The organism is Pseudomonas fluorescens Q2-87, assembly GCF_000281895.1.
Lineage (GTDB): Bacteria > Pseudomonadota > Gammaproteobacteria > Pseudomonadales > Pseudomonadaceae > Aquipseudomonas > Aquipseudomonas fluorescens_S.
On the sequence record NZ_CM001558.1, the window covers coordinates 4,151,050 to 4,165,263 of the forward strand.

The window sequence follows — 14,214 nt, forward strand, 5'->3', positions numbered from 1 at the left end:
CAGCCCCCATGAGCCTGCAACTGAGTTTCGCCGAAGCCAGTGCCATCGGCCCGCGGGAGGAAAACCAGGACGCCCTGCGCCTGGTCACCCCGGCCCCGGCCCTGGCCGCCAGCAAGGGTTACCTGTTCGCCATCGCCGACGGCGTGAGCCAGTGCGCCGATGGCGGATTGGCTGCCCGTTCGACCTTGCAGGCCTTGGCCCTGGACTATTACTCCACACCACAGACTTGGGGCGTGGCCCAGGCCCTGGACCGCTTGCTGCTGGCGCAGAATCGCTGGCTGCAAGCCAACGGTGGCGGACAACCGCTGCTCACCACGGTCAGCGCCCTGGTCCTGCGGGGCCGACGCTTCACCCTGGCCCACGTGGGCGATTGCCGGGTCTATCGCTGGCACGACAATCACCTGCAACGGGTCAGCGAAGACCACGTCTGGGAACAACAGGGCATGCAGCATGTGCTCAAGCGTGCCCTGGGCCTGGACCAACACCTGATCCTTGATTTCCTTGACGGCGAGTTGCGCACCGACGAAACCTTCGTCCTGCTCAGCGACGGCGTCTGGGCGGTACTGGGGGACACCGCCATTGCCGGCATCCTTCGCGACCAGCCGGACCTGGACCATGCCGCCCAGACCCTGGTCAACGCCGCGCACCTGGCCGGCAGCCAGGACAATGCCAGCGCGCTGTTGGTGCGGGTCGACGCCGTGGGCGAAGCCAGCATCGGCGATGCGCTGATCCAGTTGCAGCAGTGGCCCCTTCCGCCAGCACTGAAACTGGGGCAAATGTTCGAAGGTTGGCAGATCGAAAGCCTGCTCGGTCAGAGCCAGCAGTCATTGCTCTACCGAGTGCACGACAGCCAGGGCCAACCCTGGTTGCTGAAAACCCTGCCGACGCAACTGCGGGACGACAGCCGCGCCGGGCAAGCACTGCTCTCCGAAGAATGGTTTCTCAAACGGGTGGCCGGACGGCAGTTTCCCGAGGTCCATGGCGTTCCCCAGCGGCAGCACTTGTATTACGTGATGCGCGAATACCCGGGCATGACCCTGGCCGAACTGTTCGATCAGGGCGGGCCACTGCCGCTGGCTCAATGGCTGGACCTGGCGCAGCGGCTGGTGCGGGCGGTGGGCCTGTTGCACCGAAGGCAGATCTACCACCGCGACATCAAGCCGGAAAACCTGCACCTGGGCGATGACGGCGAACTGCGTTTGCTGGACTTCGGGTTGGCGTACTGCCCAGGCTTGTCCGAAGACCAGGCCAGCACGCTACCGGGCACGCCCAGTTACATTGCCCCGGAAGCCTTCGGCGGCGACGCGCCGACAGCACGACAGGATTTGTATGCCGTCGGCGTGACCTTGTATTTCCTGCTGACCGGGCATTACCCCTATGGCGAGATCGAGGCGTTCCAGCGTCCGCGCTTTGGCGTGCCGGTCAGCGCCAACCGCTATCGACCGGACCTGGCCGAATGGCTCGGGCAAAGCCTGGAGCGAGCCGTTGCGGCCGCCCCCGACGAGCGTTTTGAAACGGCCGAGGAATGGCTGCTGGTGCTGGAACAGGGCGAACGCCGCAGCTTGAACGTAAGGCCCCGGCCACTGCTGGAGCGCGAGCCGCTGAAGGTCTGGCGGACCTTGGCGCTGGTGTCGTTGGTGATGAATGTCGTGCTGTTGTTTTTGGTGTTCCATTCGTAATGCCCTGTGGCGAGGGAGCTTGCTCCCGCTAGAGCGCGAAGCGGTCGCAGGTTATTGGGTCTGCTTCGCAGCCCAGCGGGAGCAAGCTCCCTCGCCACATAAAGCTCAACAGCGCTCCATTAGCGAGCAACACGCTTTGATTCGGTGCAATAAATCCTCTTCTCCTTCGCTCACCCAGCCTATCCCCCAATAAATCCATGCCTTCAAGCCACTTGGCACAACCACTGCATAATCCCTCTCAACATACATAAGGCAACGCCTCCAACGATGAAGGCGGTGCCTCCCGAGAGAACGGGACCAGGACAAAGGCGTCCTCGCTAGCTTGCTAGCGGGACGCCTTTTTTTGTTTTCGTAAAAATGCCGAGCCAGTCCGATCGCCGTGATGAAACGTGACGAAACCGGTCTGGGCTTGCGGAGAACCCTGATGAAAAAACTCAAACTGGTAATGATCGGCAACGGCATGGCCGGGGTTCGAACCCTTGAAGAACTGCTCAAGCTGAGCAACGAGCTGTACGACATCACGGTGTTCGGCGCCGAGCCTCACACCAACTACAACCGCATCCTGCTCTCGCCGGTGCTGGCCGGTGAGCAGACATTCGAAGAGATCGTGCTCAACGACCTGAGCTGGTACCTGGACAACAACATCAAGCTGCTGCTCAACCGCAAGGTGGTGGAGATCGATCGGGTCAAGCGCCGGGTCATTGCCGAAGACGGCAGCGAAGCCGAATACGATCGCCTGCTGATCGCCACCGGTTCCACCCCTTTCATCCTGCCGATCCCCGGCAATACCCTGGATGGCGTGATCGGCTACCGCGACATCGCCGACACCCAGGCGATGATCAACACCGCCAAGACCCACAAGCACGCCGTGGTAATCGGCGGTGGCCTGCTCGGCCTGGAAGCCGCCAATGGCCTGAAGCTGCGGGGCATGGACGTGACCGTCGTGCACATTGGCGAATGGTTGCTGGAACGCCAACTCGACAAGACCAGCGGCCAACTCCTGCAAATCGCCCTGGAAAACCGCGGTCTGAAATTTCGCCTCAGCGAGCAGACCCAGGCCCTGCACGACGCCGGCAACGGCCGGGTCGGCTCGGTGCAGTTCAAGAACGGCGACATCATTCCCGCCGACCTGGTGGTGATGGCCGCCGGCATCCGCCCCAACACCGAATTGGCGGAAAAGTCCGGCATCCCCTGCAACCGCGGGATCCTGGTCAACGACACCATGCAAACTTACGACCCGCGCATCTATGCCATCGGTGAATGCGCCAGCCATCGCGGCACCGCCTACGGTCTGGTCGCACCGTTGTTCGAACAGGCCAAGGTCTGCGCCAACCACCTCGCACAACTGGGCTTCGCCACGTACAAGGGTTCAGTGACTTCGACCAAGTTGAAAGTCACCGGCATCGACCTGTTCTCCGCCGGCGATTTCATGGGTGGCGAAGGCACCGAGACCATCACCCTTTCCGACCCGATCGGCGGCGTCTACAAAAAGCTGGTGATCAAGGATGACGTGTTGGTCGGCGCCTGCCTGTACGGCGATACGGCGGATGGCGGTTGGTATTTCCGTCAGATCCGTGAAAACCACGCCATCAGCGAGATCCGCGATCACTTGATGTTCGGGGAAAACGCCTTGGGCGATGTAGGCCACCAAGGCCAGGACAAAGCCATGAGCATGGCCGACACTGCCGAAGTCTGCGGCTGCAATGGCGTGTGCAAGGGCACCATCGTCAAGGCGATCCAGGAACACGGGCTGTTCAGCGTCGACGATGTGAAAAAACACACCAAGGCCGCCAGCTCCTGCGGTTCCTGCGCCGGCCTGGTGGAGCAGATCCTGATCAACACCGTGGGTGGCGCGGCGGACGTCAAACCCAAAAGTGAGAAAGCCATCTGCGGTTGCAGCGACCTCAACCACGGCCAGATCCGCCAGGCGATCCGCGACCAGCACCTGCTGACCATCGCCGGAACCATGAGCTACCTGAACTGGCGCACCCCGAACGGCTGCGCCACCTGCCGCCCGGCGTTGAACTACTACCTGATTTCCAGCTGGCCCGGCGAAGCCCAGGACGACCCGCAATCGCGCCTGATCAACGAGCGCGCCCATGCCAACATCCAAAAAGACGGCACCTACTCGGTGGTCCCGCGGATGTGGGGCGGCGTGACCAATCCATCCGAGCTGCGGCGCATTGCCGACGTGGCCGATAAATACAACGTGCCCATGGTCAAGGTCACCGGCGGCCAACGCATCGACTTGCTCGGCATCAAGAAACAGGACCTGCCCGGCGTGTGGAAAGACCTCGACATGCCGTCCGGCCACGCCTACGGCAAGTCTATCCGCACCGTGAAGACCTGCGTGGGCAGCGAGTTTTGCCGCTTCGGCACGCAAAACTCCACGCAGTTGGGCATCGAACTGGAACATGACCTGTTCAACATGTGGTCGCCCCACAAGGTCAAGCTGGCCGTCTCCGGTTGCCCGCGCAACTGCTCGGAAGCGGGCATCAAGGACGTCGGCATCATCGGCGTCGATTCCGGCTGGGAGATGTACATCGGTGGCAACGGCGGGATCAAGACCGAGGTCGCCGAATTTTTCGTCAAGCTCAAGACCGCCGAAGAAGTGCGTGAATACAACGGCGCCTTCCTGCAGTTGTACCGCGAAGAAGCCTTCTACCTTGAACGCACCGTGCACTACATGCAGCGGGTCGGCATGGAGCACATCAAGAAAGCCGTGCTAGAAGACCCCGAGCGGCGCAAAGCCCTTCACGAACGTCTGAAATTTTCCCTGTCGCTGGAACAGGACCCGTGGAAGCAACGCCTGGAACAACCCCAACTGAAGAAAGAGTTCGAGGTCATTCCCGTGAAAAACCTGGAGGTGCCGGCATGAACTGGCTGGATATCTGCGCCCTGGAAGAGATCAATATCCTGGGCTCGCGCATCATCAATGGCCCGAAAGGCGATATCGCGATTTTTCGTACCAGCGACGATGAAGTATTCGCACTGGATGACCGTTGCCCGCATAAGGGTGGCCCGTTATCCCAAGGCTTGGTGTACGGCAAGCGCGTGGCCTGCCCGCTGCACAACTGGCAGATCGACCTGGAAAGCGGCCAGGCCCAGGCGCCGGATGTGGGCTGCGCCCATCATCATTCGACGCGGGTCGAGAACGGCCGGGTGATGCTGGCGCTGCGGGACGCAAGCTGATGAGCCGCCAGACCACTGCCTCGACCTGCTGTTACTGCGGGGTCGGTTGCGGCGTGCTGATCAACCATGACGACGAGCGCATCCTCGGCGTCAGTGGCGATCCCGCGCACCCGGCCAACTTTGGCAAACTGTGCAGCAAAGGCTCGACCCTGCATTTGACCGGCGACCTCGCCGCCCGCGCCTTGTATCCCGAACTGCGTCTGGGCAAAGGCTTGGCTCGAGCGCGTACCGACTGGGACAGCGCCCTCGAACACGCCGCCAGCGTGTTCGCCGACACCATTGCCGAGCATGGTCCCGACAGCGTGGCGTTCTATATCTCCGGCCAACTGCTGACCGAGGATTACTATGCCTTCAACAAACTCGCCCGGGCGCTGGTGGGCACCAACAACATCGACAGCAACTCGCGGCTGTGCATGTCCTCCGCCGTGGTGGGCTACAAGCGCAGCCTCGGCGCCGATGCGCCACCGTGCAGTTATGAAGACCTGGAGCTGAGCGACTGCGTAATGATCGTCGGCAGCAACATGGCCTACGCGCACCCGATCCTGTTTCGTCGCCTTGAAGAAGCCAAATCCCGCCGGCCACAGATGAAAATCATCGTCATCGACCCTCGGCGTACAGACACCTGCGACCTGGCGGACCTGCACCTGGCGATCCTGCCCGGTACCGATGTCGCCTTGTTCCATGGGATTTTGCACCTGCTGCTGTGGGAAGACTGGGTCGACCGCGACTTCATCAAGGCCCATACCGAAGGGCTGGCCGACCTGAAGAACCTGGTGCGCGACTACACCCCGAGCATGGTCGCCCAGCTATGCGGTATTAGCATCGAGCAGCTGCACCAATGCGCCGAGTGGGTCGGTACGTCGCCGAGTCTCCTGTCGCTGTGGTGCATGGGCCTCAACCAGTCCACCGCCGGGAGCGCCAAGAACAGCGCGCTGATCAACCTGCATCTGGCCACCGGACAAATCGGCCGCCCGGGCGCCGGGCCCTTCTCGCTGACCGGCCAGCCCAACGCCATGGGCGGACGGGAAACCGGCAGCCTGTCGAACCTGCTGCCCGGCCATCGCGAGGCCGCCAACCCGGAGCATCGCGCCGAAGTCGCCCGCTACTGGGGCGTCGAGCAATTGCCCGCCAGCACTGGCTTGAGCGCCATCGAGTTGTTCGAGCAGGTTCGCAGCGGCAAGATCAAGGCCTTGTGGATTGCCTGCACCAACCCGGCCCAATCGATGCCGGACCAGACCGCGGTACGTGAAGCGCTGCAAGCCTGCCCGTTCGTGGTGTTGCAGGAAGCCTTCCGCACCACCGAAACCGCCGCATTTGCCGACCTGCTGTTGCCTGCCGCCAGTTGGGGCGAGAAAGAAGGCTCGGTGACCAACTCCGAACGGCGCATTTCCCACGTCCGCCGGGCAGTCGCCGCACCGGGTGAAGCGCGCGCGGACTGGGCAATCACGGTGGATTTCGCACAGCGCCTGGAGAAACGCCTGCGGCCTGGCCAGCCCAGCCTGTTTGCCTTTGAAAACCCGGCCCAACTGTTCGATGAATACAAGCAACTGACCCGTGGCCGTGACCTGGACCTGTCGGGCATCAGCCATGCCTTGATCGATCAACTCGGCCCGCAGCAGTGGCCCTTCCCGGAAGGCGCCACGGTGGGCACCGCTCGCCTGTACGTGGACGGTATTTTCCCCACTGATAACGGCCGCGCCCGATTTGTGACCGAACCGTATCGCGCCGCCAAGGAACTGCGTGATGCACGCTACCCCTTGACCCTGAACACCGGTCGCTTGCGTGACCAATGGCACGGCATGAGCCGCACCGGTACCGCGGCGCAGTTGTTTGGCCACGTGAACGAAGCCGTCCTCAGCCTGCACCCCGATGAACTGACTCGCCACCGCCTACAAGCCGGCGACCTGGTCAGCCTCAAGAGCCGGCGTGGTGCGCTAGTCGTGGCCGTGGACAGCGACGAAAGCGTCCGCCCCGGCCAGGCGTTCCTGCCCATGCACTGGGGTGACCGCTTCCTCAAGGGTGGGGTCAACAGCCTGACCCAACCGGCCTTCGATCCCTTGTCGAAACAACCGGAACTCAAGCACAGCGGCGTGCGCCTGGAACCGGTGAGCCTGCCCTGGCAACTTTTCGCCCTGATCGAGGGCGATGTCCAACGGCATTTGGAGACCTTGCGACCGCTGTGTGAGGCGTTTGCCTACGTCAGCCTGAGCCTTACCGGTCGTGAACGTCCGGCGTTGCTGATTCGCGCTGCCAGCGCTGTCGCACCCGAACCTCAACTGCTGCAGGCAATCGACGAGCAATTGGGCCTGATCGATGGACCGGTGTTGGCCTATGACGATCCGCGTCGCGCCATCGGTAAACGAGTGCGGATCGAAAACGGTCGCATCACCGCCATTCGCCTGGCCGGGGAAACCCTGGCCCGACACTGGTTGCAGAATCTCTGGCTGGAAGGCCGTGCCGATGAACAACTGCGGCGCTGGTTGCTGGCGCCTTTGAGCGCGCCGCCGGGTAACGTCGGCGCTGCGACAGGCGGCGGCAAGACGTTGTGCAACTGCCTGAATGTCAGCCAGCGAGCGATTTGCGCGGGCATCGAGCGCGGCCTGGACTTGCAGGGGCTGAAACAGGAACTGGGCTGTGGCACGCAATGCGGGTCCTGCGTACCGGAAATCAAGCGCCTGCTGGTTGCCACTGCGCAACCGCTGGTGGCTATCTCGTGAGGAAAACACTATGAACGCAAAAGTCTGGCTGGTGGGTGCAGGTCCCGGTGACCCTGAATTGCTGACCCTCAAAGCCGTGCGCGCCTTGAGCGAGGCCGACGTGGTGCTGATCGACGACTTGGTCAACGACGCGGTGCTGGAGCACTGCCCCACTGCGCGCATCATTGCCGTGGGCAAGCGCGGCGGGTGCCGGTCCACGCCACAGGCCTTCATTCATCGGCTGATGCTGCGTTACGCCCGCCAGGGCAAATGCGTGGTACGCCTCAAGGGCGGCGATCCGTGCATTTTCGGCCGCGGCGGTGAAGAAGCGCAGTGGCTGCGTGAGCATGGCGTCGAAGTGGAACTGGTCAATGGCATCACCGCCGGGCTTGCGGGGGCTACCCAGTGCGATATCCCCTTGACCCTGCGCGGCGTTGCCCGAGGCGTGACGCTGGTCACCGCCCATACCCAGGACGGCAGCAGTCTGAACTGGCAAGCATTGGCCCAAGGCGGGACGACCCTGGTGGTGTACATGGGGGTGGCGAAACTGAGCGAGATTCGTGAACAGCTGCTGGCCGGTGGCTTGGCGGCTGAGACGCCGGTGGCCATGATCGAAAATGCCTCCCTGCCCCACCAACGTGACTGCCGCAGCGACCTGGCCTCGATGGAAACCGCTGCCAGCGCCTTCCAACTCAAGAGCCCGGCGATCCTGGTGATTGGCGCGGTGGCCGGCGCTGTCGAACTGGCCGCCTCGCAGCCCGCGTGGGCCCAGGCTCCGGCGCAGTAACAAACACTCCCGCAGGTTTTGCTTTGCCTGGCATAAGCTGCGAGCCATAAATCGCAGGCAAAGAAAAGCCCGGCCTAAGCCGGGCTTTTCCAAAGCTGTGGGCTAATTACTTAGCTTGGGCTTCAACCTGCGCTTCTACGCGACGGTTAACTGCACGACCAGCTTCAGTAGCGTTGTCAGCTACTGGGCGGGATTCGCCGTAGCCAACCGACTGAACGCGGGACGATTCAACACCGTACTGGTTGGTCAGAACGTTCTTAACGGCGGTAGCACGACGCTCAGACAGTTTCTGGTTGTAAGCGTCAGGACCGACGGAGTCAGTGTGACCTTCAACAGTAGTGGTGGTGGATGGGTACTGCTTCATGAAGTCAGCCAGGTTCTTGATGTCGCCGTAGCTGTTAGGCTTGACAACCGACTTGTCGAAGTCGAACTTGACGTCCAGCTCAACACGTACGACTTCAGCAACAGCTGGGCAGCCATCAGCGTCAACGGTAACGTTGGCTGGGGTGTCTGGGCACTTGTCGACGTTGTCGCACACGCCATCGTTGTCGCTGTCGGAGCAGACTTCAGCCGGAGCTGGAACTGGAGCAGCAGCAGGCTTGGAGCCGCCACCGAAGTTCACACCGATACCGACGCTTGGCGCCCACTCGGTGTCGCCCTGGTCGATGTTGTACTGAGCTTCAACGCCGGCACGGGCGTAGAAGTTCTCGGTGAAGTACAGCTTGGCGCCGCCACCAACGTTGGCGAAGGTGGAACGGTTACGACCGCCGGAGCCGTTCTGACCGATGCTTTGGTCGGAGAAGCCAGCCGATACGTACGGACGCAGCATGTCACCCGGGTTGTTGAAGTGGTACAGGGCATCCAGAGCGGTGTTGGCGCCCTTGATGTTACGACCATCATCGGAACGTGCGTTGTGCACTTCGTCGTAGGCCAGACGCAGTTCAACGTCGTCGGTCAGGAAGTAACCAACCGAACCGCCGAACAGGTTGCCGTTGTTCTTGAAGTTACGAGCGCTGTCGAATTGTTCTTTCTTGGCGAAGCCTTCGATTTCAACTGCGCCTTGGCCTTGTGCCAGAGCGCCGAACGAAGTGGCAGCAATCAAAGAACCAATGGCAAAGCCCAAGGTGTTTTTCAGTTTCATCCGTTAAATCCCCATCTGGTGATTGTGAAGCAGTCCCGCAAACCGGGGGACAACTCGGCGGCAAGTCTATCAGAACTTGCCTACACGTAAGAGATATTTGCGCTGAACTAAGTTTCAGCAATGCCTGCAAATTTCTCACGCAATTTGTCAAGAGCGCGCTTGTAACGCATTTTTGTCGCGCTCAAACCCATATGCATTATGTCTGCGATCTCCTGGAATTCCAGCTCTGCGACAAATCGTAGCACCAGAATTTCCCGATCGATCGGGTTTACATAGACCAGCCAGCGATCGAGTCCACCCTTTTCCTCGGGCTTGGGCGCCTTGTCTTCCGACGCTTCCTCGAGAGGGTCCAGGCTCAACGCGTCCATCAAGCGACGCTTTCGCCGTTCCTTGCGATACTGCGTGATGCATTCGTTGTAGGTGATGCTGTAGAGCCAGGTCTTGAACTTCGATTTCCCCTCGAAGTTCTTCAGGCCATACAGCACCTTCAACATCACCTCCTGACAGACATCGTCAGCATCGCGATCGTTCCCCAGATAACGTGCACAGACGTTAAATAATGTTCTCTGGTAACGGCGCATCAACTCTTCGTATGCACGGGTTACGTGGAACAGCTCCGTATGCGCGCGCGCGACCAACTCCTCATCGGAGAGATCACGGGGGTCATAGCGCGTGGATAGCGATTGGGGTTTGTTCAAAACAAGTCGGGCCGACAGTCAAGGTCAATGTGCGCCGCAGCCTGCGTTACCAGGCATTTTGCGGCGGCATACATTAGCAGGGTTTGCCGGGTTAGCGGCTACTCACATGCTGTTCCAGCAGGATCCGATTGGAGAGCGACACCAGCTCGCCCTCGTCGGTCAGCAATGTAGTCTTCACCGTGCCGATCTCTTCGATCTGGCCTTCGACCTCGCCAACACGCACTTGTTGCCCAACCTCATACAGCTCACGCACATAGATTCCCGCAAGAATCTGGCCGGCGATTTCCCGGCTTCCCAAGCCCATGGCCAGCGCAACCGCCAGACCAACGGTAATCAATACGATCACGATCACGTGGTTGAGCAGGTCGGTCTTGACCTCCAACTGGCTGATCGCCACCGAAATACTGATGATGATCACCAGGCCCTGGGCGATTCGCCCAACGCCAGCGGCGTAATCCAGCCCGACGCCTTCGGCCGCACCGCGCACCAGCCCGTTGGCCAGTTGCGCCAGCAGCACGCCGACCAGCAGCACCAGCGCCGCACCGAAAACCTTCGGCAGATACAGCGCGAGCATGTCCAGCGTCGCTGAAACCCGCTCAAGGCCAAGGGATTCAGCCGCCGAAACGAGGAAAATGAGCAGCACGAACCAATAGACAATCTTGCCGACCAGGGTCGAGATCGGCACCTGGATGCCGCCACGGGACAACAATTTGGTCAGGCCGGTGCCACCCATCAGGCGATCGAGGCCCAGTTTGGCGAGCAGCTTGGAGAGCAGCGTATCCAGCAGCTTGGCCACGACAAACCCGAGCAACAGCACGACCAGCGCGCCGAAGAGGTTGGGGATGAAGTTGGCCACTTTGGTCCACAACGCAGTCATTGCCGTGACGAGGCTCTGGGTCCAGAGATCAAGTTCCATATTCAATCAGCCTTATCAGCGGTGCGAGTAACGGGTTTACGACGGGAAACCGGCGAGACATGGGCCGATCCGTTATTCAAGGCGATCATCAGCGCGGGCAACCAGCAGCCCAGCAGGCTGAACAGATCGCCGGCGCCGACCTGGCGGTTGGCGGTTTTCAATACACGTCCCAGGCATGCATCGTCGTCCCGGCTGGACGGCGAAGCCTTGAGCATGTCGCGCAAAGACTGTTCAAACGGATCGTGCATACGCACCTCTCGTGATGTCTGTGGAAGACGCGATCAAATTTCGTCGGGTCACATGAAGCCTCGTCACACCCAGCGCAAACGGCGAAATAACCACCATTGCCCCAGGGCCACGCAGATCATCAGCAAGCAAGCGACGATGAATCCGTAGGGGCTGGCGGAAAACGGAATGCCGCCGACGTTGATCCCCAGAAGCCCGGTGAGAAAACTCATCGGCAGGAAGATCCCGGTGATGATGCCGAAGCGGTACATGGTGCGGTTCATGCGTATTGAAAGACGCCGGTCTTCGGCCTCCAGCACAAGCCCCACGCGCTCCCGGGTCAATTCCAGCTCCTCGAGGTAGCGGGTCAGGCTGTTGTTCAACTCGTTCCAATAGTCACCGTCGTCATCGGCAAACCATGACAATTTCAGCCGGGTCATCTGGCCGAAGATGTCCCGCTGCGGTGCGAGGAATCGCTTCAATCCGGCCGCCCTTCGGCGGATGTGCAAAATGACGTCGTGTTCGGGGGTATACCGTTCGTCGGCATCGAGTTTTTCTTCCTCGCCATCGACGATTTCCGAAAGACAGGTCACCAGGTCCTGCACCTTGTTGGTGAGGTACTGCGCCATATAAAGGATGAGTTCCGACGCCGTTTTCGGTCCCTTGCCCTCGGCCAGTTGCGTCAGCAGCTCATCGGTGGCACGCAATGGACGCAGGCGCAGGGAAATCACGCGCTCGGCGGAAGCGAAGATGCGCACCGAGACCATGTCTTCGGGCTCGGCCCCCGGGTTGAGATTGATCCCGCGCAGAAACAGCAGCAGCTCGGCGTTGGGCAACGGCAACAACCGTGGCCGGGTATTTTCTTCCAGCAACAGGTCGCAGTTGAATTCACTCAGGCCGCTGGATTTGCGCAGCCAGGTATGGGTTTGCGGATGACTGCGATCCCAGTGCAGCCACAGGCTTTCATGAGCCAGCAGCTGCAGGTCGTCGAGTTCGGTCCGGGCTATGGAACGCGCGCCACCTTTACCGTCCAGCACCAGGGCATGCACCAGCCCCCATTGCGCGTTTTCTTCCTCGAACATCCTCATCCCTTATGGCTGTGGCGCTTCATTCAGGCATTTTCAGCGGGCTGGGCGAGACGATCACGCCGTTGTTGTCCGCATAGACATACTCGCCTGGACGAAACGTCACGCCGGCAAAGGTCACCGGTACATTGAGCTCGCCGACGCCGCGCCGATCAGTCTTCATCGGATGACTGGCCAGGGCCTGAACCCCAAGGTCCGTCTGGGCAATGATGTCGACGTCGCGGATGCACCCGTAGACCACCAGCCCTTCCCAGCCATTTTTCGCGGCTTTTTCCGCCAGCATGTCACCCAGCAATGCCCGGCGCAGGGAGCCACCGCCGTCGACTACCAGCACCTTGCCATTGCCCTGGAGCTCAACCTGCTCCTTGACCCGCGAATTGTCCTCGAAGCATTTGATGGTCACGATTTCGCCGCCGAACGAATCGCGGCCACCGAAATTGCTGAACATCGGCTCCAGCACCTGCACCAGTTCCGGATAGGCGTCGCACAGGTCGGGCGTGAGGTAATGGTTCATCGAACAACTCCTGAAAGGCTGGAACGTCAGATTGAATGGGCAACCGTTTGTGACCGTAACCGCGTAACGCGTCATATCTTAGCCGCAAGCCGACCTGAGCGAAATGCCCTTGTCAGAGCCTTCGCCTCAAACCGCTTCGGCCAGGCTGGGCTGTTGCGCGAGCAACGGCGTGTGCTGATCCTCCAGCCAACGCGCAACCAGCGGCCAGACCTCGGCGTGGGCGGCTTTGCTGACCAGCATCTCGACATGGCCGAAATCGCCAGTGAAACCCTGCTGGCGACCGAGGCAGACAAACTGCTTGTGCTCGGAACCGATCTGCTCGAAGAGTTTGCGACATGCCCAGGTCGGATCCTGATGATCGCCCGCAGCACTGACCGCCAGTACTGGCAGCTGGACGTCAGCCAACCCAGCCCACCAGTTCTTCTCCGCATCGCCGAAACGCCCGAACAGGCCATACCAGCGCATGCTTTCCAGCGCCAGGCCGATGGGCTCGTCCTCGGGACCGCGCTTGAGCCGAGAACCAGACAATTGGGCGAATCGCTTGAGGATGAACCGTCCGCTCCACTCTACCGGCGGAATTTTCAGCGGCCAGTAGGTGCGGCTGACTTGGGTACCAAAAAACGCCGCCGAAGCCACGGCCGGCTCGCCCAGGTAATGACCGCCCAACGCCGCCGCCAGGGTGATACCACCCAGGGAATGGCCGATCCAATGCGGCACTTGCCCGCTTTGCTCGCGCACAAAGGCGCCAATGGCCGGCAAGTCATAACGGGCGTAATCGGCCACGCGATTGTTGCGATAGCCCTGGTTGCGCTGGGACAGCCCATGGCCGCGCATCTCGGGAATCCAGACATCGAACCCCAGTCGGGTCAGGTAAGCCCCCAGGCCAAGCCCCTTGGGCGAATACCAGAAGCGTCGGTTGGAGAAACTGCCGTGCAGCAGGATCACCGGGACACCACGGGTTTCGCCCGCATCGGCCAGGCCCAACCGCGTGACGGCCAGCTCGACGCTGACGTCCGGGCTGTTGCCAGGTTTCAAGCGATAGACATCTTCGCTCAGATCACCGCGCCGCTCGGCGCTGATCAGGGCGACAGGAAAGAGGTTGCTGCTGCTTTGCATAAGGCTCTTGCACAAAAAAGGGCGGCATCCGAAGAGCCCGCCCTACTTAATCAAAAGGGGGTCGTTAAGGCGAAATGCCCGTTGGTTTAGCGAAACCTATGTGGGAGCGGGCTTGCTCGCGAAGAGGGCGGAACATTCAACACTAATGTTGCCTGATACACCGCT

The 14,214-nt window shown here is 61.1% G+C and carries 12 protein-coding genes; 5 read left to right on the forward strand and 7 right to left on the reverse strand.

The genetic code is table 11. The features are described from left to right. The first annotated feature begins 8 nt into the window (after positions 1 to 8). The 5 genes from PFLQ2_RS09535 to cobA all read left to right on the forward strand — a co-directional run bounded on the left by PFLQ2_RS09535 (position 9) and on the right by cobA (position 8,354). The gene (locus PFLQ2_RS09535; RefSeq protein ID WP_003183601.1) at positions 9 to 1,679 is read left to right on the forward strand and encodes a bifunctional protein-serine/threonine kinase/phosphatase; all 1,671 of its coding nucleotides are present in this window, start codon (positions 9 to 11) and stop codon (positions 1,677 to 1,679) included. A gap of 424 nt (positions 1,680 to 2,103) precedes the next feature. Further along, a complete protein-coding gene (gene nirB / locus PFLQ2_RS09530) occupies positions 2,104 to 4,557 on the forward strand; it encodes a nitrite reductase large subunit NirB (RefSeq protein ID WP_003183603.1) in 2,454 nt (817 codons plus the stop codon). Next, a complete protein-coding gene (nirD, locus tag PFLQ2_RS09525) occupies positions 4,554 to 4,871 on the forward strand; it encodes a nitrite reductase small subunit NirD (protein ID WP_003183605.1) in 318 nt (105 codons plus the stop codon). Before nirB ends, nirD begins: the two co-directional genes overlap by 4 nt. Continuing rightward, positions 4,871 to 7,588, forward strand: coding sequence for a nitrate reductase (locus PFLQ2_RS09520; RefSeq protein WP_003183608.1), 2,718 nt, complete (start codon positions 4,871 to 4,873; stop codon positions 7,586 to 7,588). The genes nirD and PFLQ2_RS09520 overlap by 1 nt, the downstream gene beginning before the upstream one ends. A 10-nt stretch (positions 7,589 to 7,598) precedes the next feature. Then, positions 7,599 to 8,354: a uroporphyrinogen-III C-methyltransferase gene (gene cobA, locus PFLQ2_RS09515; RefSeq protein ID WP_003183610.1), complete on the forward strand. Its 756-nt coding sequence runs from the start codon at positions 7,599 to 7,601 to the stop codon at positions 8,352 to 8,354. A gap of 106 nt (positions 8,355 to 8,460) precedes the next feature. On the opposite strand, the gene PFLQ2_RS09510 is transcribed toward cobA, so the two are convergent. The 7 genes from PFLQ2_RS09510 to PFLQ2_RS09480 form a co-directional block, all read right to left on the reverse strand. Next, on the reverse strand, positions 8,461 to 9,495 hold the full coding sequence (locus PFLQ2_RS09510) for an OmpA family protein (protein ID WP_003183613.1): 1,035 nt from the start codon (positions 9,493 to 9,495) through the stop codon (positions 8,461 to 8,463). Between the two features lie 107 nt (positions 9,496 to 9,602). Then, complete coding sequence (gene sigX / locus PFLQ2_RS09505) at positions 9,603 to 10,193, reverse strand: RNA polymerase sigma factor SigX (protein ID WP_003183614.1); 591 nt, start codon at positions 10,191 to 10,193, stop codon at positions 9,603 to 9,605. 91 nt (positions 10,194 to 10,284) lie between these two features. Then, complete coding sequence (locus PFLQ2_RS09500) at positions 10,285 to 11,109, reverse strand: mechanosensitive ion channel family protein (RefSeq protein ID WP_003183617.1); 825 nt, start codon at positions 11,107 to 11,109, stop codon at positions 10,285 to 10,287. A 2-nt stretch (positions 11,110 to 11,111) separates the two neighbouring features. After that, positions 11,112 to 11,357, reverse strand: coding sequence for a hypothetical protein (locus PFLQ2_RS09495; protein WP_003183619.1), 246 nt, complete (start codon positions 11,355 to 11,357; stop codon positions 11,112 to 11,114). Between the two features lie 63 nt (positions 11,358 to 11,420). Then, the gene (locus tag PFLQ2_RS09490; RefSeq protein ID WP_003183620.1) at positions 11,421 to 12,416 is read right to left on the reverse strand and encodes a zinc transporter ZntB; all 996 of its coding nucleotides are present in this window, start codon (positions 12,414 to 12,416) and stop codon (positions 11,421 to 11,423) included. Positions 12,417 to 12,441: 25 nt separating this feature from the next. Beyond that, on the reverse strand, positions 12,442 to 12,933 hold the full coding sequence (rraA, locus tag PFLQ2_RS09485; RefSeq protein WP_003183622.1) for a ribonuclease E activity regulator RraA: 492 nt from the start codon (positions 12,931 to 12,933) through the stop codon (positions 12,442 to 12,444). Between the two features lie 126 nt (positions 12,934 to 13,059). Continuing rightward, positions 13,060 to 14,049, reverse strand: coding sequence for an alpha/beta fold hydrolase (locus tag PFLQ2_RS09480; RefSeq protein ID WP_003183623.1), 990 nt, complete (start codon positions 14,047 to 14,049; stop codon positions 13,060 to 13,062). Positions 14,050 to 14,214: the final 165 nt, after the last annotated feature.